The organism is Lactobacillus johnsonii, from assembly GCF_013487865.1.
Lineage (GTDB): Bacteria > Bacillota > Bacilli > Lactobacillales > Lactobacillaceae > Lactobacillus > Lactobacillus johnsonii_A.
Genome location: NZ_CP047409.1, coordinates 1,950,775 through 1,976,309, shown reverse-complemented (window position 1 = coordinate 1,976,309; position 25,535 = coordinate 1,950,775). Strand labels below are relative to the sequence as shown.

The 25,535-nt window shown below is 34.8% G+C and carries 19 protein-coding genes, 1 pseudogene and 1 riboswitch; of the genes and pseudogenes, 9 read left to right on the top strand and 11 right to left on the bottom strand.

Annotation, left to right across the window (positions count from 1 at the left end; all coding sequences use genetic code 11):
* Nucleotides 1-219: 219 nt before the first annotated feature.
* From GTO82_RS09570 to GTO82_RS09555, 4 genes are all read left to right on the top strand, one after another.
* The gene (locus GTO82_RS09570) at nt 220-1,701 is read left to right on the top strand and encodes an APC family permease (RefSeq protein ID WP_180873330.1); all 1,482 of its coding nucleotides are present in this window, start codon (nt 220-222) and stop codon (nt 1,699-1,701) included.
* Between the two features lie 401 nt (nt 1,702-2,102).
* Nucleotides 2,103-2,306: a hypothetical protein gene (locus GTO82_RS09565; RefSeq protein ID WP_180873329.1), complete on the top strand. Its 204-nt coding sequence runs from the start codon at nt 2,103-2,105 to the stop codon at nt 2,304-2,306.
* Between the two features lie 360 nt (nt 2,307-2,666).
* The gene (locus GTO82_RS09830; RefSeq protein WP_260983161.1) at nt 2,667-3,329 is read left to right on the top strand and encodes a glycosyltransferase; all 663 of its coding nucleotides are present in this window, start codon (nt 2,667-2,669) and stop codon (nt 3,327-3,329) included.
* A 440-nt stretch (nt 3,330-3,769) separates the two neighbouring features.
* The gene (locus GTO82_RS09555; RefSeq protein WP_180873328.1) at nt 3,770-4,261 is read left to right on the top strand and encodes a hypothetical protein; all 492 of its coding nucleotides are present in this window, start codon (nt 3,770-3,772) and stop codon (nt 4,259-4,261) included.
* A gap of 172 nt (nt 4,262-4,433) precedes the next feature.
* On the opposite strand, the gene GTO82_RS09550 is transcribed toward GTO82_RS09555, so the two are convergent.
* Nucleotides 4,434-5,330, bottom strand: coding sequence for a peptidylprolyl isomerase PrsA (locus tag GTO82_RS09550; protein ID WP_180873327.1), 897 nt, complete (start codon nt 5,328-5,330; stop codon nt 4,434-4,436).
* Between the two features lie 542 nt (nt 5,331-5,872).
* Between GTO82_RS09550 and GTO82_RS09545 the strand changes: the two genes are divergently transcribed.
* Nucleotides 5,873-11,977, top strand: a complete 6,105-nt coding sequence (locus tag GTO82_RS09545; RefSeq protein WP_260983160.1) for a S8 family serine peptidase — start codon at nt 5,873-5,875, stop codon at nt 11,975-11,977.
* Between the two features lie 472 nt (nt 11,978-12,449).
* On the opposite strand, the gene GTO82_RS09540 is transcribed toward GTO82_RS09545, so the two are convergent.
* The 4 genes from GTO82_RS09540 to GTO82_RS09525 are packed head-to-tail and all read right to left on the bottom strand — an operon-like array spanning nt 12,450 to nt 15,504.
* Nucleotides 12,450-14,375, bottom strand: coding sequence for a copper-translocating P-type ATPase (locus GTO82_RS09540; RefSeq protein WP_180873326.1), 1,926 nt, complete (start codon nt 14,373-14,375; stop codon nt 12,450-12,452).
* Nucleotides 14,375-14,662, bottom strand: a complete 288-nt coding sequence (locus GTO82_RS09535) for a cupredoxin domain-containing protein (RefSeq protein WP_004898239.1) — start codon at nt 14,660-14,662, stop codon at nt 14,375-14,377. The genes GTO82_RS09540 and GTO82_RS09535 overlap by 1 nt, the downstream gene beginning before the upstream one ends.
* Before the next feature lie 17 nt (nt 14,663-14,679).
* A complete protein-coding gene (locus tag GTO82_RS09530) occupies nt 14,680-15,057 on the bottom strand; it encodes a cupredoxin domain-containing protein (RefSeq protein ID WP_180873325.1) in 378 nt (125 codons plus the stop codon).
* Between the two features lie 12 nt (nt 15,058-15,069).
* Nucleotides 15,070-15,504: a CopY/TcrY family copper transport repressor gene (locus GTO82_RS09525; RefSeq protein ID WP_180873324.1), complete on the bottom strand. Its 435-nt coding sequence runs from the start codon at nt 15,502-15,504 to the stop codon at nt 15,070-15,072.
* 157 nt (nt 15,505-15,661) lie between these two features.
* Between GTO82_RS09525 and GTO82_RS09520 the strand changes: the two genes are divergently transcribed.
* Entirely contained in the window at nt 15,662-16,219 is a 558-nt protein-coding gene (locus GTO82_RS09520; RefSeq protein ID WP_180873323.1) for a beta-carotene 15,15'-monooxygenase, read from the top strand.
* A 21-nt stretch (nt 16,220-16,240) separates the two neighbouring features.
* A complete protein-coding gene (locus tag GTO82_RS09515) occupies nt 16,241-16,786 on the top strand; it encodes a hypothetical protein (protein WP_180873322.1) in 546 nt (181 codons plus the stop codon).
* 82 nt (nt 16,787-16,868) lie between these two features.
* Here the strand turns inward: GTO82_RS09515 and GTO82_RS09510 are convergent, their stop codons facing one another.
* The 4 genes and pseudogenes from GTO82_RS09510 to GTO82_RS09495 all read right to left on the bottom strand — a co-directional run bounded on the left by GTO82_RS09510 (nt 16,869) and on the right by GTO82_RS09495 (nt 20,913).
* Nucleotides 16,869-17,282, bottom strand: a complete 414-nt coding sequence (locus GTO82_RS09510; protein WP_180873321.1) for a peptide deformylase — start codon at nt 17,280-17,282, stop codon at nt 16,869-16,871.
* Between the two features lie 65 nt (nt 17,283-17,347).
* A pseudogene (locus GTO82_RS09850) lies at nt 17,348-17,831 on the bottom strand (DUF3955 domain-containing protein).
* 106 nt (nt 17,832-17,937) lie between these two features.
* Complete coding sequence (locus tag GTO82_RS09500; RefSeq protein WP_180874127.1) at nt 17,938-19,251, bottom strand: NCS2 family permease; 1,314 nt, start codon at nt 19,249-19,251, stop codon at nt 17,938-17,940.
* A gap of 81 nt (nt 19,252-19,332) precedes the next feature.
* Nucleotides 19,333-19,430, bottom strand: a riboswitch (purine riboswitch).
* 172 nt (nt 19,431-19,602) lie between these two features.
* Entirely contained in the window at nt 19,603-20,913 is a 1,311-nt protein-coding gene (locus GTO82_RS09495) for an NCS2 family permease (protein ID WP_180873320.1), read from the bottom strand.
* 304 nt (nt 20,914-21,217) lie between these two features.
* On the opposite strand from GTO82_RS09495, the gene GTO82_RS09490 reads away from it, so the two are divergent.
* Nucleotides 21,218-21,928, top strand: a complete 711-nt coding sequence (locus tag GTO82_RS09490; protein WP_180873319.1) for a MerR family transcriptional regulator — start codon at nt 21,218-21,220, stop codon at nt 21,926-21,928.
* Nucleotides 21,929-22,012: 84 nt separating this feature from the next.
* Here the strand turns inward: GTO82_RS09490 and GTO82_RS09485 are convergent, their stop codons facing one another.
* Nucleotides 22,013-23,323, bottom strand: coding sequence for an NCS2 family permease (locus tag GTO82_RS09485; RefSeq protein WP_004898217.1), 1,311 nt, complete (start codon nt 23,321-23,323; stop codon nt 22,013-22,015).
* 241 nt (nt 23,324-23,564) lie between these two features.
* Between GTO82_RS09485 and GTO82_RS09480 the strand changes: the two genes are divergently transcribed.
* Nucleotides 23,565-24,803: an alpha-hydroxy-acid oxidizing protein gene (locus tag GTO82_RS09480; protein WP_180873318.1), complete on the top strand. Its 1,239-nt coding sequence runs from the start codon at nt 23,565-23,567 to the stop codon at nt 24,801-24,803.
* A gap of 49 nt (nt 24,804-24,852) precedes the next feature.
* On the opposite strand, the gene GTO82_RS09475 is transcribed toward GTO82_RS09480, so the two are convergent.
* On the bottom strand, nt 24,853-25,527 hold the full coding sequence (locus tag GTO82_RS09475) for a deoxynucleoside kinase (RefSeq protein ID WP_004896404.1): 675 nt from the start codon (nt 25,525-25,527) through the stop codon (nt 24,853-24,855).
* Nucleotides 25,528-25,535 lie beyond the last annotated feature (8 nt).

Below are 25,535 nucleotides of genomic sequence, written 5' to 3'. Positions count from 1 at the left end.
TTTTCTAAAATAGACTTGCAAATTTTTTATAAATCCTTATAATTTTGTGCGAACGTTTTTGTACGCAGTTTGATTTGCAAGTAGACTACGGCATAAATTATAGCGATTTATAGAGGATTTCTACAAGTGGATTTAAATACTTTGATGATAGTTTTAAAACCTCCAAATTTGAGACATTGGATTTAGATAAATATTTTAATTTTGGAGGGAATTTAAAAATTGGATAAACCAGATGTCTTTAATGATTTAGAACCGAATAAAAAGCACTATATGAGTTGGCCAGTTATTGCATTGATAGACTTTGTAACGATTATTAGTTTTGAAAATATCTTCTATCCATTTCAAAACCAAGGTCTTTCAGTTGTAATTTCTTGGATTTTTCTGCTATTTACTTATGTTATTCCTTACGCATTGATTAGTAGTCAGATGAGTTTGACTTTTGATAATCAGGATGGTGGTCTTGCTTCTTGGGTAAGAAGAAGTACTAATGATACTTTAGGCTATTGGACCTCATGGATGTATTGGGTTCAGAGTGTGCCATATATCGTTGACGTGTCAAACTCAGTTATCGTGTCTTTCAGTTGGATAATCTTTGGTAACAATAGTTTAGACAAAAAGATGTCAACGTTCTGGTTCGGAATTTTAACTTTTGTGATCATTTTGATCTTTATCTTACTCGAAAATAAGTTGCGTAACTCACTAGAAATCCTTTCCTTAATTGGTGGGGGAGCTATGTTCATTATGTCCATGCTCTTTGTTTTGCTTGCTGCTTGGTCAGTAATGCATGGACACCACATTGCAACTCAACCATTTAACTGGGGCGCATTTAAGCCATCATTTAGTTTGAATTACTTCTCAACTACTGGTCTTTTGATCTTTGCTATGTCAGGTGCAGAATTAGCTGCACCATACGTGCAACAAATGAAGAATCCTAAACGTGACTTTCCTAAGGCAATGTGGATGCTTGCAATTATGACAGGATTCTTGACTATCTTTGGAACCTTAGCACTTGCTATGTTCTTTAACGCTCACAAGATTCCACACGACTTTAAGATGAATGGTCCTTACTACGCTTTCCAACTTTTGGGTGAAAGTTTAGGAATGGGTAAGGTCTTGATGTACATTTTCGCAGTTGTTCAAGCTATCTTTATGATGGCTCAACTTGCCGTATTACTAGATGCGTCAAGTCGTGTATTTGCCGGAGATGTTGGCGAAAAATTCATGCCAAAATGGTTGACCAAGAAGAACAAGAACGGTCGTCCAATTCACAGTTATACTTTTACTGTAGGACTCAGCTTATTCTTACTTCTTTTGACTGGTACTTTACCAAACATCAATACTATTTATAACTGGCTTTTGAACGTTAACGGTATTATTTCACCATATAAGACTTGTTGGGTGTTCTTTGCATTTGTAGCAATGAGAATGCATCAAGATAAATACCACTCTAGCTATGTATTTATTAAAAATAAGACTGGTGCATTAACTGTTGGTTTTTGGTGCTTACTCTTTACTTTTGTTTGTGCAACTTTAGGATTCATTCCACAAAACGTTGCAGTTGGTACAAAAGCATTTACTCATCAACTATGGATGAATATTATTACTGTTGTAGTACTCTTTGGTTTAGGTTTTGTCTTACCATGGCTCCGTAAGATTGAACAAAAACGTGAAGAAGAAGATATGGTCGAGATTAAAGAATAAATTAGATATTTAGAATAAACTATTACTTCCGAGATTCAGAAATGAGTCTCGGTTTTTTTTGTGCTTCAAAATAGCAAAGGAGTAATTAAAATAATAAAAATAACTATAATCTAAGGACTGTTATATAACGAAAATAACTTAAATAAAAAACAAGTTAAGTAAGATAAAGCACTTTAAAATAAACGTACTGATGAGAAAGTGAATTTTGAATATATATTCTGTTAATTCTTTCCACATATATGATTAGCTAAAGACAACACTAGATCATTCCAGATATTATGAATTACAAATAGTGATTATAATAATCTGTTAATAACATCAAAATATTATTATAAATAACATTGAATTAGAAAAAGTGAAGTGATAACATAACGCTTGTAATAGCGTAGGAGGGAATAAAGATGAAGATTAAGAACTGGAAAAAGATAGTTTTTGCTTTAGGTACAGTAATTATCTTAGGTCAACTTGATGTTTATCAGGTAATAGCAAATAGTTTAACCTCAGGTGAAACAGCAAGAACAGCTTCCAAAGCATCAGTGGCAGAAACAGCTTCTCTAGGTAAAGTGGCAGAAACTGCTAAAGGTGGAGTAACTGATGGTAAATAGATTATTATTCCAGCTATCCCAGGCAAGCCTGGAATTCCAGGAAAACCAGGTATCCCGGGCAAACTCGGCATTCCTGCCAAAGGGTCTCTTGCTGCAACTGCGCCCACAGCCCCAACGGCCGCTACAGCTGCAACTGCGGCGACGGCTCCTATAGCAATTCGAGTTAAGTAAAATGACTTGTCTGTTAGGAAGTGATCAAAAATAGAGTCTATTATTTTTGATATTTCAGCAACGGGGATTTTTATTTATGTACTTTGGGTTGTTTTATTAATAATATGGGGTAAAAATGCTAAATCTTTCTTATCAAAAAATATAAGCAAAATTGATCCTAAGTATCATTTAGTAGTATTAGTTCCCGCAATGAATGAAGAGGCGGTAATTAGTCGAACAATAAAACAATTTTTAAAAAGTACGGCAGGACTTTCTCAGGTTGAAATGGTAATTATTGATGACGATTCTTCCGATAAAACGTCGTCTATTACTAAGATGGTAATATCTCAAGAAAAAACTGATCGAGTTAAGTTGCTTGAGCGAAAAAAGCCAAATGCACAAATTGGTAAAGGTGAAGCTCTTAATTGGGCCTATAGTCGACTCATTTCACAGAATAATTATGATCCTCGATACTTGATTATCGAAGTTATGGATGCAGATGCCTATATGACAGCAAAAGGCTATCGAAAGATTTTACAGTACTTCTCTGTAGATGAAAATTTAGATCTTTTGCAGACTAGAGTAGGTATGATAAAGATAACTAATTGGCTACATATTTTACAGGATATAGAGTTTGCCTTAATTAATGATTGGATCCAAAATACACGAAATATCATCTCTAATGCAGCAGCTTCTGGAAATGGTCAATGTATTCGTGCAAGTGCAGTTGATACTAATCGACCTTGGGGAAATGCTTTACTTGAAGATTTTGAATTTAGTACACGTTTTCTTTTGAATGGAAAAAAAGACTCTGTATGCTCACGATATCGTGGTGCTTCAGAAAGCCGTAAGTCATCCTATAGCTTTTATTAGACAACGAAGTAGATGGGTGCAGGGCGGATTAGATTGCTTAGTAAATTATTGGGGAAAAATAATATCTAACGACAATCTTAATTTAAGAGCAAAATGTGAAATGACTTTCTACATGATTTTACCAATAATTACGTTAATTACTGGGGCAAGTCACTTGATAGTCCTTGGATTTGTGAGCGTTAATGCAGAGGGACATTGGCGCTTACTAGTTCTACTGATAAGTATTAACATAATTTGGTGTGGCTACTTGGGATGGAAATATTGGAAATTAACATTGTCTAAGCAGTACGTATTAATGGCAAGTATGCTGATAGCTTTTCCAATATATAATTTGTTGTTATATATTTCTATAATTATCGCTTTTTATAAGAAAATACGTGGCAACTCATATTGGGTAAAAACAACTCATGGTGAAGATAAATTAAAGAGGAAAAAATAAAATGAAAAAGTATAGATTAGCTCTGACTACAGCAGCATTATTAATGGCTTTTACCTTAAATACCGGTAAGGCGAAGGCAGCTGAAAATGATAATAACTTACAAGATGAACACAATATAGGCTTAGTTGCAGAAACAGCTGATGTAAGAGAAACTGCTCCACTTACAGCAAATATAGCGGGCACAGCCGCTACAGCCCCGACAGCAGGCACAGCCGCCACAGCTCCGACAGCAGGCACAGCCGCCACAGCTCCGACAGCAGGCACGGCCGCTACAGCCCCAACAGCGGGCATCGCTGCCACAGCTCCGACAGCAGGCACAGCCGCTACAGCCCCAACATCATCTACTAGATATTACTATGTTTCAATTAGTGTGAGAGTATACTACTCATACTCTTACTTTGGTTCTTACTCATATTATAGAGACTATAATTTTTTAAATTATTACTACTCTTATATGATGCGTCCACAAAGGGTCTGCTGGTATTTCTTATAAACTAATATGATTTAAATCTTTTTAATCAAAAATATCTTTTAAAATTGCATTTAAGCAATTTTGCGTTTAATCCTTTAAAAATCTTAATTCAAATTAAAAACTCTATTAAATCGAGGCTTATTAACACCAAAATTTAATAGAGTTTTTTCTATATATTATTAATTCTTAGTATTTAAAAATTTGCTTTATTGGAACCTTTATACATATCAAGAGCTGATTCTAAATCTTTGTCTTTAATTGATACGTGCTGTTCCTTTAATACTTGACTGATAACATTATTCATCATTCTAGAGTTGCTAGCCCATTTATTATAAATTGCTTCAGTTAATTCTTTTTGCTTATCAGCAAAGTTACCCTTTTTAGGATGATTAATCATTTTAATGACTTCATAACCATTTGTAACTTTGATAGGTTCTTTGGTATATTCATCATTTTTTAATTTATAGGCGGCCTTTTTGAAAGTAGAATCGTACCGTCTATTTTGCATATCAAAAGCGGACAATTTTCCACCATTGGAACTGGTTAGACTATCGACGGAATATTTACTAGCTAAATTAGCAAAGCTTTCACCATTATTAAGTTTCTCAATAACTGTATTTGCTGTATCACGGCTAGTAGTTGAAATATGCTGAACTGTGATCTTCGGTTGATAATCTTTCCACTCTTCTTTTAATTGGGAAGTGGTTGGCTTCATCTGCTTTTTTAAAGCAATTTTACTTAGATAATTTAATTCAATCATTTGTTTAAACGATTTTTTTGTATAGGAGTTTTCTTTTAAAAAGGAATCGAATTGAGAACCATATCTTTTTTTGTAACTATTATAGTCGGCTTCTACCTGATCTTTATTAAGCTTGCTTCCGTATGCTTCTTTAAGAGCCCCGTAGATCAACATATTAGCTAGAATTGTTTTGCTAGTCGGAGAGCTCTTTAGTTCCTGATAAAATTGCTCCTGCGATATTTTTTTATCGCCATATTGTGCAACTTCCTTATTATTTGGAGAGCAACCAGCTAAAAATAATAAGGAAAAGCTACTTGCTGCTAAAGCACCAACTTTAATTATTCTTTTCATATAAACCTCCAATTAAAAATACTCTTGCTATACTAATATTTATTTAATAATTTAAACAGTTATTTATTTATAAATCAATGTTAATTTTTTCGGTATTAGTAGCATAATTTGGAAGAAATTAGTAAATAATGTGCATTTGATAGTTATTTTTTGTATAAAATAGCATTGAACTTTAATATAAAATGGATATAATATTAAAATAAAAATATATTAAAATGTATTTTTATTTTATTATAAATTAGTTACAAGGGTCAGTTAATCAATTCTTTGAGGAGGATTTAAATGAAAAAGAAGAGAGAAAAATATGCTTGGTTATTGCTCAGTACAGCTCTTATAACTACTGGTCAAGTACTTGGTAGAGGAGAACAAAAGTCGTAAAGGCAAGTGTAGAAGGCCAAACTAACAGCGTTAGGAAGTCTAAGGCAGCTGTAGAACAGTCTACGACAGCTCTCTCGAGCCAAGCTATTGAGGCGCAACTTGCTGCTCAAGGTGTTAATTTTGAACGACTAACACCCGAGGAACAGCAAGAGGTTTATGTAGATGTGATTGTCCAACTCGACGCTCTACCAGCTTCTGAAAATGGATCAATTGATTCACAAACAGCAAGTAGAGCCGAAATTGAGCAAGCATCGAATAAAGTAATTGCTGCTCAATCTGGAATTAAGAATGAAGTTCAAAAAATTACAAATCAAGCCATTGATAAAAGTTATGGGTATGTAGTTAATGGTTTTGCAACAAAAGCAAAAGTTGGAGATATTAAAAAATTAAGAGAAATTAAGGGTGTAAAATCAGTTACTTTAGCTAAGGTATATTTTGCAGCCGATACCTCAGCAAATAATATGGCCAATGTTTCGACGGTTTGGTCAAACTATCAATATAAAGGTGAAGGAACAGTTGTTTCAATTATTGATACTGGTATTGATCCTAATCATAAGGATTTGAGATTAAGCAACGAATCTAAAGCTAAATTGACTGCTAAGGATATTGATGGCTTTACTGAAAATAGTGGCTACGGTCGTTACTTCACCAGTAAAGTACCATTTGGTCATAACTATTCTGATAATAACGATATTATTACGGATGATGATCCAAAAGAACAACACGGTATGCATGTTGCGGGTATCGTTGGTGCAAATGGTACCGGAACTAATCCAGCAACTTCAGTAGTTGGAGTGGCTCCCGAAGCACAGTTACTTGCCATGAAAGCTTTCTCTAACTCAGATAGTTCTGCATCTACTGATTCAACCAGTATAATTGGTGCAGTGGATGATTCAGCTAAGTTAGGGGCAGATGTTCTGAATATGTCTTTGGGATCAGTTTCAGGTGAACAGACTGAAGATGATCCAGAAATTGCAGCTGTAGAAAAAGCTGTTAAGCATGGAACAGCAGCTGTAATTTCAGCAGGAAACTCTGGTGCTTCAACGTCAGATCAAGAGGGAAATAATAAAGATTTTTACGGTAATCCGGATATGGAAACTATTGGTAGTCCGGGCACAAGTAAAGGAGCAACAACAGTTGCATCAGCCGAGAATACGAAAGTAACTACTGATGGAATGACTATCTCTACTGCAAGTGGAGAAAAGCTGTTTGGACCAGCTGTTACCCAGCTTTCTCCTAACACTGATCTTTCTGCATTTGACAATAAAAAATTCTACCTTGTAAAAGATGCAGCTGGAAAATTAGGTGTGGGAACACCGGATCAGTATACCGATGATGTAAAAAGAAAAATTGCGGTAGTAGCTCGTGGAGCAATTGCTTTTACTGATAAACAAAAATATGCTCAGGAAGCTGGTGCAGCTGGACTTCTTATTATAAATAATGCTGGTGGAAATACTCCACTAACATCAGTTTTGTATAATGAAGGTTTTCCAACAGCCGGTTTATCAACTGATGATGGTAAAAAACTTGTTGATTATCTTGAATCTCATCCCGATGAAGCATTGCAAGTAAACATTGCAGTTCAACCACTGAATAATGTGGTACGAGAAGAAGATTTGATGTCTGATTTTACGTCTTATGGTCCTGTTTCTAATTTGGCATTTAAGCCTGATATTACGGCTCCAGGTGGAAATATTTGGTCTTTGCAAAATAACAATGGCTACACTAATATGTCCGGGACTTCAATGGCATCACCATTTATTGCCGGTTCTCAAGCTTTACTTGTGCAAGCAATGAATGACAAGAATGGAAAATTTTACGAATTATATCAAAAGATGCCTAAGAGTGAACGAGCAGCTTTAATAAAGAATATTCAGATGAATACAACAAATATTGAAGTTGACCTTGATCATGATTCAGTTATTGAATCACCTCGTAGACAGGGGGCGGGATTAGTTAATGTAGAAGCTGCAATTAATGCAATTTTGCATAATCCTTCAACAGTTAGTGGTGGGAATGGATACCCAGGAGTTGAATTGAAAGACTTCAAGGATCGTAAACATCAATTTACTCTTAAATTTACAAATCGTACTAATAAAGAAATCGAATATAGTTTAAATAGTAACGGAAAGTTTTCTGATGTATACACTTCAGCAACTGATTCCAAAACAGGAAAATTATTTGAAAAGAAAATTGAAGGTGCTACGCTTACTCCAGATGAAAAAATAATAGTTCCGGCAAATTCAACTAAAGAAGTAGGAGTAACCTTATCATTACCAGACAATTTCAAAGAAAACCAATATATTGAAGGATTTATGACCTTTACTGGATTAGATAATTCCCACTTAAAAATTCCATACATGGGCTTCTTTGGTGATTGGGCTGAGCCAGCTATTTTTGATGGATTGAATGGATTAGCATTTAATCCAGAAAACAATAATTTAGGTACGATTATAACGGCTGGAAATAAAAATGGAGCCATCGGACACGCTGGATTAAGCCAAGATGATACTGGAAATTATCGTATTGATCCAGACGCAATTGCATTATCTACAGCAGATGGAGCATCCGTATCGTGGTTGAAGCCACAGTATTTCTTATTTAGAAATGCTAACGATGTTAAAGCTGAAATTTTAAATCAAGATGGTGAAGTAATTAATACTCTGGCCTCTTTAGCGCATGTGACCAAGTCATATTGGGCTGCTAGCAGCCAAAGATATGCTAAGTTCAATTATGCTCCAGCTTGGGATGGTACATATTTCAACCAACAAACTAATAAAACTGAAAAAGTACCCGATGGAACTTACACTTATCGTGTAACGGGGACAGTCGATGGTACGAACAAGCAACAACACTATGACATTAAAATTAAGGTTGATAGTGTTAAACCAGAAGTTAAGAATCTGAAGCTGGGATCGCATAAAGATCAGAACGGGAAAATATCGTATGTCCTTAAAGCTGAAGCAAAAGATAATTTTAGTGGTCTAAATGGTCAAGCAAATACTTACGTAAATGGTGAGCTCAATAGAAATGTATCATATGACATTGTGGGTTCAACAAATTCTGGATACCAAAAGATTGAAATTCCACTTAGTGATGAGCAAGTTAGAACCCTTAAAGCAGGAAAAAACGACTTGTCTATAGCTGTCTTTGATAATGCTACTAATGCTGGAACTACTTCAGGTGTAGCTAATAAGCCAGGTGAAATAAACTTTGGACTAATTATCGATAAGAACTTACCAAGCAAAATAACAACACTTAGTGATGCATATGATGCAGGTGATAATTCTTACACGATTTCAGGTACATATCCAGAAAAAGTATATGGGACATATACTGATAAAGATGGGAAAGAGCACGAGCTTAAGATAAGCTATGATGAATCTAGCGAACGCTTTGTTACAACATTGCCATTGTCAGTTAGTGATTATGATACCCAGGTTAAATTCTATGCTGATGAGGAACATGAGACTTTAATTACTCAAAAAGATATTAAAGTTAGTCTAGTGCCAGCTAAAATTGAGAGTCTTAAAATTGATAATCAAGAAACCTATGCTGGAGATGGAGAAGTTAAGTTAAGTCAAACTTCTGAAGATACAGTAGAAGTATCAGGAAAAGTTAGTGCCGATGCTGATAAAGTTGCTGTAAAAATTAATGATAAAACATATAGCGCTAAGCCAAATAGTGAGCATGAATTTACAGTCAAAGTCCCAGTAAGTTATGGCGAAAATGTAATGAATATTGTAGTTAGCGATGAGGATGGTAACAGTTCATCAGTTAAGCAAATTGTTAAATCGAGTGATCGTGGTAAAACTGTTGTTTCAGCAACTGATGTTACTTTTGATGATGGAGTTAAATTTGGAACAAGTAGTGTTAACGCGAAAACAAAGAACTATGATCCTAAAACTGGTAAGTTAACATTAACTGGAAAGGTCAGCCGTCCAACTACTACGCTTAGAATTGGTAATCAAGATGTTAGAGTGAAGTCAGATGGAACATTTAAACTAATTTTGGATCTTGGTAATCACGGTTCTAAGGTATTTCCAGTTTTAATTGGAGATACTGTTCAAGAAAGACTAACCTTCTATGTAGATGCAAATACTCCAGAAGTAGCTCTTAACCACGAAAAGGATGAACAGGGACACTACACACCAATTTATACAAATAAGGAAGAGTTTGAAGTTCAAGGTACAATTAGTGACGATTACCCATATTATAGTTTGTTTATAAATGATAATAATGTTGATGCAAATTGGGATGATATCGATTACAATGGCACCAAGAATTTGAGAAAGAAATTTACTCATACTGTTAAACTTAAAGAAGGGAAAAATACTTTTAATGTTGCAGTAGCTGATAATAATGATAATCAGAGTGAAGTTCAGACTTTAGTCGTGTACTATAAGAAAGCTCAAAAATTGGCAGCGCCACAAATTACTGCTACAACTGCATCAGATAAAAAATCAGTGACAATAACTGGAAAAGGTGAAGATGGCAATGTCTTATATAGTACTGATGGCGGAAATAAATATGCAGTTTTGCCAGAAGAAGGACTAACCGTTACAGAGAACGGAAAGATTTTATTTAAGACTATTGATAAATATGGTAATGAATCAGATGTTGTTGAATATGTCGTTAGGACAATTGAAAAAGATCAGCCTAATACAGATGAGAGTATAGCTCAGGCACGAAAAGAGCTAAGAAAGAAACTTGATCAAGCAAGATCTTTAGGAAGCTCTGGTAAATACACACATGAATCAGCTAAAAACTTAGCTCAAGCGCGTCAAGAAGCAAGCAAAGTATTAAGAAATAAGAAGGCTACTCTTCAAGAATTGACGCATGCAATTGAAAGTTTAGATACGGCAATTAAGAATTTAATTGAAAAACCAGCAGAACATGAAGTTAATAAGGACTTACAGGCACTTAAAGAAAAACTGGAAAAAACAATTAAAGAAAGTGAAGAATTTGATCAAAGTAAATACACTGATGATTCAGTAGCAGAAATAACTAAAGTTCTTGATCAGGCAAGGAAGACTTTATCTGATAAAGACGCAAATGTAGCTGCCCTTCAAGAAGCATTTGACTCTATTGTTAATGCAAAGAAGGCTCTTAAGGAGAAACAGGTATCTCCAGAAAAGCCAACACAGCCAGCTAATACAAAAGAAACCAATGCTGAAGAAATTATGGCTGCCAAAAATGCCTTAAAAGAAAAGGCAGAAAAACTTAGTCAACTTGATACCACCAAATATACTTCTGAAAGCGTAGAAGGCTTAAGCAATGCGCTGAAAAAAGTAAATCAAGTTTTAACTAATACGCAAGCAAACCCAAGTGAAATTCAAGAAGCACTTGATAGTTTGACACAGGCTGAAAAGGCTTTGGTTGAAAAAACAGTTTCCGATCCTGATGTTGAAAAAGCTAAGGATCAATTAAAAGAAGAGCTTAATAAGCACAAAAATGAAGATAAATCGCAATATACTGATGATTCAGCTAAAGTAAAAGAAAATGCTGAGAAAACTGCGGAAGGAATATTGGATTCAAAAGATGCACAAGTAGAAGAAGTTAATAAGGCCACAGAAACTCTAGTTGAAGCAGAAAAAGATTTAGTTAAAAAAGATGAAACAAAATCCACTAATGATCAAGAAGCAGAGCATGTTCGAGCAAGTTTGCAAGAAGAAGTCAATAAGAATAACAGTTTGAATTTAGATGGTTATACTCCTGAATCACAAAATAAATTCAAAGAAATCCTGAATAATATACAGGAAATTTTAAATGATAAAGCCGCATCTTCAACTAGCTTAGAAAATGCAAAGGCTATTTTGGAAACTGCTAAAGGTATTTTGACGCAAACAGAGCATCAAGTAGTCCTACCTAAGGTTGAACAACCAGTAAACGTATCAACTACAGAAAAGAAAAATGAAACAACTTCTACTCAAAATAAAGACAACGTAGTAGGAACAAATCAACAAACTTCAATTAAAAATAGTAAAGAATCTTCAAATCAGAATGATGCTGCTAATGCACAAACACCAATAAAGAACAATGCAATCCATGAAAAGACAAGCAGTTCTATTTCAGTAAAGCCTCATACTCATAGCCAGAATAATAAACAAGTAGCTACTAAGAGGAATTCTTCGAGATCTAACAATAGAAATAATAAAGAATTACCAAAGACAGGAGAAAAAGAAACATTAGTTAGCTTGATTGTCACTGGTGTGACTACATTACTTGCGAGTGTAGGAATCGTTATAAAGAGAAGAAATAAGAATTAAGATGATAAATTCCCCGGGAAATACATTTTGATGAATTAAATTTCTTTTCCTTAATATAAGAAAAATGCGTTAAGATATTGAATCTTAGCGCATTTTTTGTAGATTTGAATAATTAACTATTCTTCTTTTTTCTATCGCCAACTAATCCTGGAAGTAGCCCTAATCGTTGTAGCCTTTTCAGTCTTCACAGTGCTGTGTTCTTTAACTGGCTTAAATGAAACTGTAGAAGGTACAGGCTTATTTAGAGTAATAGGGATTTCAGCTTTAGAATTGGAAGCTAGTTGCTCTGGAACAGGCTTAGAAGTAGCCGAACTTTAAATAAACCACTCATAAAATGAAAAGGGTTGCAAAAGGTGGGATGAATAACAAATTGGAGCAAAAATTAAGAAAATAAAAAATCAGCTCATATCGTTAAGATAGAACTGATTTTTTATTTGAGGAAAACTAATTATCACTATAAAAATAAATTACATTAGTTAGTTCCGGCAATTTTTGCTTTATTCAAAAGTAGGGAGCTACCAACAACTGAAACAGATGAAAAGGCCATAGCTAAACCTGCTAGTTCAGGACTTAGTGTAAAGCCTAAACCAACGAATAATCCAGCAGCAATTGGAATGCCAATTGTGTTATAGATAAGCGCCCAGAAAAGGTTTAACTTGATACGGTTGAAGGTCTTCTTTGAGATATCTAGGGCACGCACTACACCGCGTAAATCATTTTGAACTAAGACAATACCACCAGAATCAATTGCAATATCAGTACCAGAGCCCATGGCAATTCCAACATCAGCTGTTGAAAGAGCAGGAGCGTCATTGATACCATCCCCAACAAAGGCTACCTTATCGCCATTTTGTTGAAGCTCTTGAATGTGCTCGGCTTTTTCGTTTGGTAAAACACCAGCAATAACTTGGTCAATTCCAACTTCATTAGCAATTGCTTGAGCAACTTTTTCATTATCGCCTGTAAGCATTACTGTCTTTAATCCACGTTTCTTAAGTTCGCTGATAGCTTCTTTAGAGCTTGGCTTAGGAATATCTTGAATAGCAATTAAGCCAATAATTTCACCATTTAAGCCGACATAAACAACTGTTTTAGCTTCTTCCTGTAAGTTTGTAGCTTGCTGATTCATTTCCTGGGAAATATTTACATCAGCTAATAAACGATTACTTCCAACAAAAGCTGTTTGATCATGGTAATTAGCTTTAACGCCTTTACCTTCGATTGCTTCAAAGTCTTTAACTTTTTCGATTTGCAATTTTTCAGAATCTGCTTTTTTAACTATTGCTGTAGCAAGAGGGTGTTCAGATGATTCCTCAAGACTTGCAGCAACACTTAAAACTTGTTTTTCGTCACCGACAATATCAGTAACTTCCGGTTTACCAACAGTGATAGTACCTGTTTTATCAAAGACAACAGTATTCAAGTCACTAACTTCTTGAAGAACTTCACCATTCTTAATCAAAACTCCCATTTTAGCGCTACGAGCAGTACCAACCATTAAAGCAGTTGGAGTAGCAAGTCCTAAAGCACATGGGCAGGCAATAACGATCACACTAACTGCAAAAAGCATTGCTTCAACAGCGGTTGCTCCAAGGAATGAGTACCAAATGATAAAAGTTAAGATAGCAATAATCATAACAGCAGGGACAAAAATATTAGAAATTTTATCCGTTAAGTTTTGAATTGGAGCATGACTAGTTTGAGCTTTTTTAACTAAATCAACAATTTGAGCAAGCATGGTGTCAGAACCAACTTTAGTAGCCTTGAAAGTGATTGTACCGTTACTATTAATAGTTGAACCTACAACAGTGTCGCCAACTTTTTTAACTACTGGCATACCTTCACCGGTAACCATTGATTCATCCAGTGTAGTAACACCTTCTAGAATTTCACCATCAACTGGGATTTTTTCACCTGGCTTAACACGAATAATATCGCCAACTTGAACTTGATCAAGTGGAATTTTTACAAATTTACCATCTCTTTGAACTTCCGCATCTTTTGCTTGTAAACCCATTAATTTACCTAATGCATTTGATGCGTTATCGTGCATCTTTTCTTCCATAGCGTCGCCTAATAAGACGAAGACTGTAACAAATGCGGCACTTTCAAAGTAAACTGGACGGTTGGTAATCATAGCAAAGATACTATAGAAATACGCAACAGCTGTACCAGTAGCTACTAAGGTATTCATATTAGCACTATGCTTTTTGAAAGCAGCAATAGCGCTTTTCCAGTAAGGAAGTGCAGAGATTGCCATAATTATTGTGGTTGTGATAAGAGCAATCCAGTTATATCCAGGCATCATCCAATGAAATGGCATTGCAAACATTTGGATAAGCATGGGGATAGAGAGGATAAACGATATCCAAAATCGTTTAATGTTTGATAACTTCATTATTTAACAACAACCTTCCCATGAAACATGTCCATTCCGCAACTCCAATTATAAGTAGCAGGCTTGTCTGTAGGGATATTGACAATAACTTCTTTTTTACCATCAAGTTTGTCATCTATATTCAAGTCTTTGAAAACTACTTCGTTCATACAGCCCATATTGTCAGATGGAATAAATTTTAATTGCGCTGGTTTACCTTGCTTAAAAGTAATGGTATCTGGTTTATAACCATGATTTTCTGCGTTGACAACAACTTTTTTGGTTTGATTTTTTGAAAAAATACTCATTTTAATAGATCCTTTCTTTATTTAACGATGACTTTTCCGTGGAACATATCCATTCCGCAAGTAAAGTTATAAGTTCCGGCCTTGTCTGTCGGAATATTGACAGTAGTAATTTTTTGTTTGGTTAAGTCCTCATTAACTCCTAATTGTTCGAAAACAACATGGGATAAACATGCTGTTGAGTCGCGCATGTCAAAGTTAACTTGAGCCGGCACACCTTTTTTAAGAATTACCGTTGAAGGTGAATAACCACCATTTACAACAATTGTTGCAGTTTGTTCATCATTAACAATTGTGCTCGTACCGGCAGTTTCTTTATGTTTGCCAAAGAACCACCAAATAATAAAGCCGATTAAAATTACACCTACGATTAAGGCAACGATCTGACTTATGCTCATTCTTATTTCCTCCTAACAAATAGTAGACCCTGTTTTTAAGCAATTGCAGGGAACCATCTCAGGTGCCGTTTTTTCTTTTTGACTAATTTCTTTTTTCATCTTCATTAAATCACTTTTAGAAACAGGGGCGTCTTCTAGAAGTTTCAAAATTACTTCTCCCTTGTGCATGTCACACATTCTGTTTAGTAAGGTTTTAGCTTCGTTGTACATCATTTCAGTTTGATTAGCCGTAGCCGTGTAGATGTACCGGCGTCCATCTCGCTTAGCATTTAACCAGCCTTTTTGAACGAGACGTCTAATTAAAGTTTTGATAGTAGAATCTGTCCAATCTTTTTTAGCCTGAAGCTCGTTTAAAATTTGTTTCGTATTTGTTTCACCTAATGTCCAGACAATGCGCATTACTTCCCATTCACTGTATGAAATGGAAGATAAATTTGTTTCGTTCATTTATATATTCCTTTCGTTTACAAATGTAATCATATAATTTTTAGTTTACATTTGTCAACAGTAAAGATTGATGTATTTGATAAAAATATAATTAAATAATTGTTAAAATAATTGTTTCATAGTAAAATCTAGACAAATACTTTAAGAAGGTGAGTAGATGGACGATAAAAGATGGGTTGAATCAGCAAAAAGAAAAAAGCAAGATAAGTATTTTGGCATTATCAGCTTGTTGATTGCTTTGATGATGGTTTTCTTCACATTGAAAAATATTGGTTGGCTACTTACTTTCATTGTCGTAGCAGTTATTCTCTACTACTGGATTGATGTGGAACAGATGCTTGAAGACAGTAAGGCAATTAATAGGACGCAGAAGATTATTTTTATTATCCTTGGAATAGTTTATGAGCTGACTAGTATTGTTTTTGCTTTCATTAATTTAAATTATTTATTACTAGCTTTTGGCATTATAAGTGCAGGATATTTAGGCTTTAAGACAAATACGGTATTTCGTAAAGATTTGAAGAATAAAAAGTTAAAATTTGTTGAGAGTGTAGTCGCAATTTGTCTCGGGCTCGGAGCTGCAATCTTGCTTATATTACTTACTCCTAAAGACATTCTTTGGCTATTTCTTTTGATTTTTGCTTTAGCCTATAATCTGCTTCACCTAATTGTCAGAATTAAGGTTGAACATGACGGAACTAACCGAGAACTGTAGAAAAAAGAAAGGAATGAGTAGATGCGCCCGGACTTAATTCTTAAAAATAGAAAGTTGAATCATATTATCGGCGTAATAGGAATCATTCTGAGTATTGTAGTGATATTTTTAGCCTTAAAAAATGTAAGCTGGGTATATCGACTAGTGGCAGTATGTGCAATTATTTATTACCTTATTGATATGGAACAAAAATTAGAAGAAGATCACGCAATTACAAAAATAGGCCGAGATATTGTAGTTGTAATTGGTAGTTTTTATATAGGCTTTAGCATAATTTGTGCCTTTGTAAATATTGATCTCTTATTAAGGTTGGCTGGAATCACAGGTTCAGGCTATTTAGGATTTAAGACCTATCAGATGATTAGAGAAGGAATTCTGAATAAGAAATTGAAGTTAGCTGATAGTTTAGTAGCAACTTTTTTAGGTGTTTTTCCAGCTATTTTACTAATTATTTATGCATTTATTGCTTTTTGGATAATTTTATTAGCATTAACCTTGCTGTATAATTTAATCCACTTGATAGTTAGAATTAAAGTTGAACGTGACTCAACGAATCGCCAATTCTAAAATAAAAAAGGTAGAGTATTCGATTTTCAGGTCGAGTACTCTACCTTTTTTGTGAAAAATATTATACGTAAAAATTTTTTAATTAAATCAAAATTCCATTACAATGATCAACTTCATGTTGAATTACCTCAGCAGTAAAATCAGAGAAACTTTGCTGCCGAGTTTCTAAATTCTCATTTTGATATTTAACTGTGATGTTCTTGTATCTTTCAGTTGGGCGCTCTCCAGTTAAAGAAAGACAACCCTCATAAGCTAGATATTTGTCATCTTGGGCCACAATAATTGGGTTAAGCATCACAATTGGGAGTGGTCCAACAAATAAAGCGATAATTCGCTTTTGAACACCAATCATATTTGCGGCGAGACCGGCTGCTCTATCCTTATTAGCAAGTAAAGTGTCCTTTAAATCAGTGGCTGCTCCTAAATCTTGTTTAGTTGCTGGTAGAGACTTAAATTTTAAAGAAAGTTCATCATGAATAATAGGTTTGACTACCATAAAAAATAATTCTCCATTGTTATTTTTATCCTAATTATCGCATATTACTCGCGTAAAATTTAAGTTTAATTATTTTTTCTTTCTTTAATTGCAAGACGAATCGAATTTATTACCCACGTAATAATGATCACTATCTCTACAAATAATGAAAGATAGCCTAATGGAATTAAGAAGAAGTTTTCGTGCAAAATACCGTTACGATCAATGTAAGAAACAGAAGTGGCACTAATTAAGAAAAAATAATTCCTAAAATAATGAATACACTCCCGATGATAGTAGTGACCATATTAAATTTGGCTGCACGTGTTCTTTTACCATCATTAATCAAAGTTTGCTTAATTTTATTCATCTTTTTATCTCTTAAAATTAATTTATCGAGGGAAACATCAAATGTTTCTGCAATCAAATAATCATTTCAAAATCTGGAAGATTACGATTATTTTCCCAGTTAAAGATCGCCTGTCTAGTTATATTCGGTTTCTTGACCATCTCTTCCTGAGTTAAGTTATTTTCTTTTCGAAGGCGTTTTATTTGTTCGGCAAATTCCATTTTGCCTCATCTCGTAATTCAATTTAATGAAAATTGAGGCAAAAAAACAAGCTAGCAATGCTTGCATCTTAATAGATAGCATTACTAGCTTGAAAAAGATTATTAATTAACCCATATTAGTAATTAAGAAGAAGATAACAAAGATTACAAATAAAATGTACATCATTGGAGATACTTCTTTATAGCGCTTAGAAGCAATCATGGTAATTGGATAAGCGATCATTCCTAAGGCTAAACCATCGGAGATGGAGTAAGTTAATGGCATACCAACTACTACTAGGAAAGATGGGAAGGCAATTTCAAAGTTATCCCAATGAATGTATTTAAGATTTCCTGCCATCAGAACTCCGACTATGATTAAAGCAGGAGCCGTTACAGTAGTTGGGATTACTGCTAAAAGCGGACTGAAGATCATTGAGATTAAGAATAGAATACCAACGAAAATAGCAGTTAAACCAGTTCTACCGCCCATTGCGATACCGGCACTTGATTCAACAGAAGTACCAAGCGGAGCGGTACCTAGAACAGAACCTTCAACCATAGCTAGTGAGTCTGACAAGAAAGCTTTTCCAATTCGTGGAATTTTACCGTTTTTGTCAACCATTCCAGCTTGTTGTGTCATACCAATTAAGGTACCAGCAGTATCAAAGAATGTAACAAGTAAGAATGTTAAAACAACCATAAATAGCTGTGGTGTATTGATATCTTTTAAGTGGAATACTGCTTGACCGAAAGTAGGTGCAATACTTGGAGTTCCAGAAACGATACCATGTGGCATTGGAATTTGACCAATAATCATTCCGAAAATAGCAGTTACAATCATCCCAATGAAAATTGAGCCCGGTACTTTCGCTGCCATTAAGATGACAGTCAAGATTAAACCAAATAGTGTGATCCACACTGCTGGATTGTTAAATGAACCAAGACCAACAAGAGATGATTTATTGTCGACAATCAATTTACCATTTTGCAATCCAATAAAAGCAATGAACAAGCCAATACCAGCAGAAATAGCATATTTTAAATCTTGAGGAATTGCATCAACAACTTTTTCACGAAGCTTTAAAACAGTAATCAAAATGAATAAAATTGATGCCACTAATACACTAGCTAGGGTAGTTTGCCAATTAATATGCATTCCGATAACAACGTTATATGAGAAAAAGGCTGCACTACCAAGTGTTGGTGCTAAAGCAATAGGATAATTCGCAATAAATCCCATCAAGAAACAACCAATTGCGGTAGCAATTGCAGTAACAGTAAAGGCAGCTCCTTTATTAATACCAGCTGCACCTAAAATATTAGGGTTAACAAAAAGGATGTATGACAATGAAACAAACGTAGTTAAGGCTGCAATTAATTCACGTTTAACATTAGTATGAGCATCCTCTAAATGAAAGACTTTGTCTAAAAATTGCATCATTTCTCCAACATAAAATAAAAATGAAAAAAGGACACAGTTTACCTAAGAGCCATGGGTAAAAGATGTCCTTTAAAGCAATTTATGACCTCTGATACCTATAGTCCTGAATTTATGGCTCAGGGTAGATACTGTCGACCTTATTTCGACGATATATAGATAACTTGATTGTTAAGTATTCTAGCAGAAATTTTAGATATGCGCAAATTAGAGAAAGAATTTCTTAGGAAATAAAAGCCGTAAGTTCGAACATCATAAGGCGTCAATTAGTTAGCAAAAGATGTCAATTTGAAATCAAAAAACAAGTAGCCTTAAAAGCTACTTGTTTTAATATATAGAAGACAATCAATACTATTTAATATTCAAAACAACGAAGTAAATAACAAAAATAAAGAACAGGATCCACATCATTGGCGTGATTTCTTTAAATCTCTTAGCAGCTAGCATAGATACTGGATAAATGATTAGTCCCCAGCCAAGTCCATCTGAAATAGAATAGGTAAGTGGCATACCAAGAGCAATTAAGAAACATGGAATTGCGATTTCAAGATCAGTCCAGTGAACGTGTGCCAAGTTTTCAGCCATTAATACTCCAACGATTATCAAAGCAGGAGCAGTTACTTGAGTTGTAAAGACGCTCAAGATTGGACTAAAAATAGTAGAAATCAAGAAGAAAATACCAACCCAAACAGCGGTTAAACCGGTTCTACCACCGACTGCAATACCGGCACTTGATTCAACAAAGGCACCAACTGGGGAAGTACCAAGAACGGATCCCACTAACATACCAGATGAGTCAGCGGCTAAAGCTTCACCAGCACGTGGCATTTTGTTATCTTTCATAAGGCCAGCTTGTTGAACAAGACCGATTAAGGTTCCAGTAGTGTCAAAGAAAGTAACTAGTAAAAATGTAAAGACGACAATCCACATTTGAACTGTATTGATATCACTAATATGAAAAATAGCCTGACCAAAAATTGGTGAAAGACTCGGAACACCTGAGATAAAGGCTTTTGGCATTGGAATTTGACCAATTACAATACCGAAAATTGCCGCAACAATCATTCCAATAAAGATAGCACCAGGAACCTTGGCAATCATTAAGAAAATCGTTACTACTAAACCAAAGATTGTAATCCAAACAAGTGGATTATTTAAGGAACCAACAGTAACTAAAGTTGAATCACTTTTACTAATTAATTTACCACCTTGAAGTCCAATGAAGGCAATAAATAAACCAATACCAGCAGAAATAGCATATTTGATATCACTAGGAATGGCGTCAATAATCATTTCACGTACTTTAAATACAGTTAGTAAAATGAAAAGAATTGAAGCAACGAAAACGGCAGCTAAAGCAGTCTGCCATTTTACATGCATTCCTAAGCAGACTGTATAAGTGAAGAATGCATTCAGTCCTAAAGTTGGTGCAGAGGCAATAGGATAATTGGCAATTACTCCCATTACAATACAAGTGAAGGCGGCAGATAAGGCAGTAGCGGTAAATAGCGCTCCTTTGTTCATGCCACTTGCTCCTAAAACAGCTGGGTTAACAAAAAGGATATAAGACATACTTACAAAAGTAGTTAATCCAGCTAAAAACTCAGTTTTAAATGAAGTATGGTTTTCATTTAAATGGAAAAATTTACCAATTGAATTCATGTAGCCCTCCAAGAATGGTAATGTTCGGATTTTAAAGGAAAATATAATTTTAAATGATTAATTTATGTGTTTAATCATTTAAAAGCGAATTTTCAACTAAAATTATATCTAAAATATTAACTATTTCAAGAATAAAAACTATAATTATTCGATTAAATCAAAAAAATATAGAATAATAGGTACAAAAATAAGAAAATTGGTTTAAAAGTCGAACCATATTTCCAAGGAAATAGAATATTTTATAATTTAAGAGTTGACCTTAACCTTACGTTAATTGATATCTTAAAGCTAGGAGGTGAAAGTAATGCCAGAGAGATATACCATCGGAGAAGCAGCAAAGAAATTACAAATAAGTACGCGTACTTTGCGATATTATGATGAAAAAGATTTAGTGAGGACCGCTTATATCAAAGAGAACGGCTATCGTTTTTACAGCGAAGAGCAAATCAGGCAAATTGAATTAATTATTTTTCTAAAAGAATTGGGATTTTCATTAAAGCAAATAAAAATGCTCATTCAAGATGAGCATGGGAGTCAATCACTTGAGTTATTGCTTAAAGAACAATATCAAGAGAATCAGAGGAAAATTGATGAAATAAGTAAAAAGCAAGCTAAAATAGAACACTTGCAAAAAATAAAGTTGTTGCCTGCTGTGTTAACCAATTACTCTGGCATTACAGATATTATGAGAAAAGAAAATAGACTTTCAGCTTTAAGACGAAAAATGATATTTTGGTGTATTCTGCTAATATTAGGTGAATTGATAGGAATTAGTCTCCTATATGCTTTTAAGCTGCAGCTAAGTGTTGCGGTGATAGGGATAGCAACAATAGGAGCAGGTACCCTATCTAAGTACTACTACGATAATGTTGAATATGTTTGTCCTAATTGCGGAGATGTATTTATACCATCATTTCTGGCATTTAATTTAGCCCCGCATACGCCTAAGTTTAGAAAATTGACTTGTCCAAAATGCGGTAAAAAATCTTATTGTTTGGAAATCAGTAGAGAGTAAAACAATATTTAAAATTGACAGAAAAATTTTTGATTAACCAAAAAAGCCCGTGCATCAGCACGAGCTTTTTTCTTGAGTTTCAATCTATTTAAAATTCAATACCCATAAGAAGATGATAAATACTACAAACAGTACCCACATCATTGGGCTAACTTCTTTACCACGCTTTGCAGAAACCATACAAATTGGGTAAGTAATCATCCCTAATGCCAAACCATCGGAAATTGAGTAAGTAAGAGGCATACCAAGTAAGATTAAAAATGCAGGTACGGCAATTTCTAACTTGTTCCAGTGAATATGTGCGGTATTTTGTGCCATTAAAACTCCGACGATAATTAACGCAGGAGCAGTTACTTGTGTAGTAAAGACACCAAGTAGTGGACTAAAAATCATTGAGATCAAGAAGAAAATGGCTACAAAGACAGCAGTTAAACCAGAGCGACCACCAACAGCGATACCAGCACTTGATTCAACAAAGGCACCAACTGGTGAAGTACCGAAGATTGAACCAAACATCATAGCAGTTGAGTCAGCAGCTAATGCTTTACCAACACGTGGCATTTTATTATTTTTCATAAAGCCAGCTTGTTGAGCAAGACCGATTAAAGTACCGGCAGTATCAAAGAAGGTAACAAGTAAGAAAGTTAAAACAACAACCCACATCTGCAAAGAGTTAATATCTTTAACGTGGAAAATTGCTTGACCAAAAGTTGGAGCTAAGCTTGGTGCTAAGGAGATAAACTTATGAGGAACGGCAATTTGACCAGTACAAATTCCAAAGATTGATGCGGCAATCATTCCAATAAAAATAGCACCTGGAACGCCTAAGATCATCAAGATTACCGTAACAATTAAACCAAAAATAGTAATCCAAACGAGTGGATTATGAAGTGATCCTAAACCAACTAAAGTTGATTTATTAGCAACGATTAAGCCACCGTTTTGTAATCCAAGAAAGGCGATAAATAAACCAATACCAGAAGAAATGGCAAATTTTAAGTCTGAAGGAATTGAATCAATAATCTTTTCTCTTAGCTTAAATAAGGTAATTAAAATAAAGATAATTGATGCAACAAAAACACTAGCTAAAGCAGTTTCCCAGGATACTTTCATGCCAATACATACTGTGTAAGCAAAGAATGCGTTAATACCTAAGGCAGGTGCTTCACCGATCGGGTAGTTGGCAACAATTCCCATGATTGCTGTACCAAGAGCAGCTGCTAAAGCAGTAGCGGTAAAGACAGCGCCGGTATTCATTCCACTAGCGCCAAGAACGCTAGGGTTAACGAAAAGAATATATGACATACTAATAAAAGTAGTTAACCCAGCAATAAATTCAGTTCTAACATTAGTTCCTAACTTTTCTAAATGAAAGTAGTTTTTTATAAAATTCATTTTGTCCTCCAGACATAATGTTCGTTTTTAAGCTTTAAATAAGCAACTTTTATAGTGTAGCATTCCCATAAATAAATGTAAACGCGAATTTTAGCGATAAAAGCTTGTAAAAACTTTCTGAAAGTAAACCTTATAAGAGATAGTGAATTACTTCGTAAGGGCTATTAGTTACTCATTTAAAAAAATAGTCTTAAAATTAAAGTGTAAAGAAACATGCGTTATAAAATTGGAGGAATGTACGATGACAACTTACTATAAGGGCTTTCCACAAAGTACAAGAGAAGAAAAGTTACATATGGTTAACTTAGATGAACTGGAAAATGAGGCAAAATATGTGATGCCAGAAGCTGCTTATTACTATGTAGCTAGTGGTGCTGAAAATGAATGGACTTGGCGAAATAACACTCAAGCATTTAATCATTTTCAAATAGTTCCTCGAGCTTTGACTGGAATGCAAAACCCTGAACTTAATACTGAGTTTTTAGGGATGAAGTTAAAGACCCCGGTTATGATTTGTCCAATTGCATGCCATGGTATTGCAAACGCCGAAGCAGAAATTGATACTGCAAAAGGTGCAAAAGCTGCTGGGGCCTTATTTGCGATGAGTACCTATGCAAATAAGAGTGTACAAGAAGTACAAAGTGCAGTAGGGGATTCTCCTAGATTTATGCAACTATATTTAAGCAAAAACTGGGACTTTAATAAGATGGTAATTGAAGAATCAGTTAAAGCGGGTTTTACGGGATTTTTCCTAACAGTAGATGCTTTAGTTAGTGGATATCGTGAAGCTAACTTACGAACAAACTTTACTTATCCGGTACCGTTGGCTTTCTTTAATGAATGGAACGGTGGAAAGGGTGAAGGCCAAAGCGTTGCACAAATGTATGCTTCATCGGCTCAAAATATTGGACCAGATGATATTCGTAAAATAAAGGAAATTGCTGATGTTCCTGTAATTGTTAAAGGAGTTGAATGTGCTGAAGATGCTATGCTTGCTATTGGGGCTGGAGCAGATGGGATCGTAGTTTCTAATCACGGAGGACGTGAAGTAGATGGCGCTCCTGCGATGATTGATGTTTTACCTGAAATTGCTAAGGCAGTAAGAAGCTCAAATCATCGTGTTCCAATTATTCTTGATGGCGGCGTTCGTCGCGGCTCTCATGTCTTTAAAGCATTAGCATTAGGTGCAGACTTAGTCGGTATTGGCCGCCCATTCTTATATGGCTTAGCACTTGGTGGTGCACAAGGTGTTCAATCAGTTATTGAGCAATTAAATAAGGAATTATTGATTGATATGCAATTAACCGGCTGTAAGACAATTGAAGATATTAAACATGCTAAGATTGATCATATTAATTACAGTGCTGACTGGGGCATTTCTTCAACGAGCAGAAGTGTGATGAAACCATATCCTGTTACTAAGGAAAATCAGTTAACAGGTGAAGCAGCTGATGCTGTAAGTGGTGCCTCAAGACATTGATTTTTAGAGTAAGAAAAAACTGCGATCCATATTGGATCGCAGTTTTGCTTTATTTAACTAAATTAGGTTTCCAGTCGTCTTCAAGTTTACCCATTTCTTTGAGCTTAGCCACAATTTGATTTAGGACTTCTTGACGATCTTCTTCACTTGCCATGAAATCAAGTTTATCACCATCAATAGTCATTTTTGGTGAATAGTCATACTTCTCATACCAAGGTTTGTAATAACGAAGTAGACGCTTGTAGTAATCTTCTAGAGTTGGATCGTAGCTTAATTGTTCATAGTTACGACCGCGTTTTTGAATTCTCTTGAGCATTGTATCGTATGAGACATCGATATGAACAAGGAGATCAGGATTCTTCTTAGGCATCCGATCTAGTTCACTCATCATATTGTGCAAGAGCTCATAGTAAGTGTCGACTTCTTCTGGAGTAGCACGCCCAATATCTGCATTCATTTGGAAGAAAAGAGCATCTTCGTAGATAGAACGGTCAAGTACATTATTATCATCAGTTAAGGCTGACTTAATACTTTGAAAACGAGTATTTAAGAAATAAACTTGCAGTAAAAAGGCATACTTTTTAGGGTTTTCATAGAATAATGGCAAAACAGGATTGTCATCTACACTTTCATAAAAGGGATTAGTACCCAAATATTTAGATAAGATACCTGTTAGACTGGATTTTCCGGCTCCAATGGGCCCGCTTAATACAATAACTGTCATCACGTTCC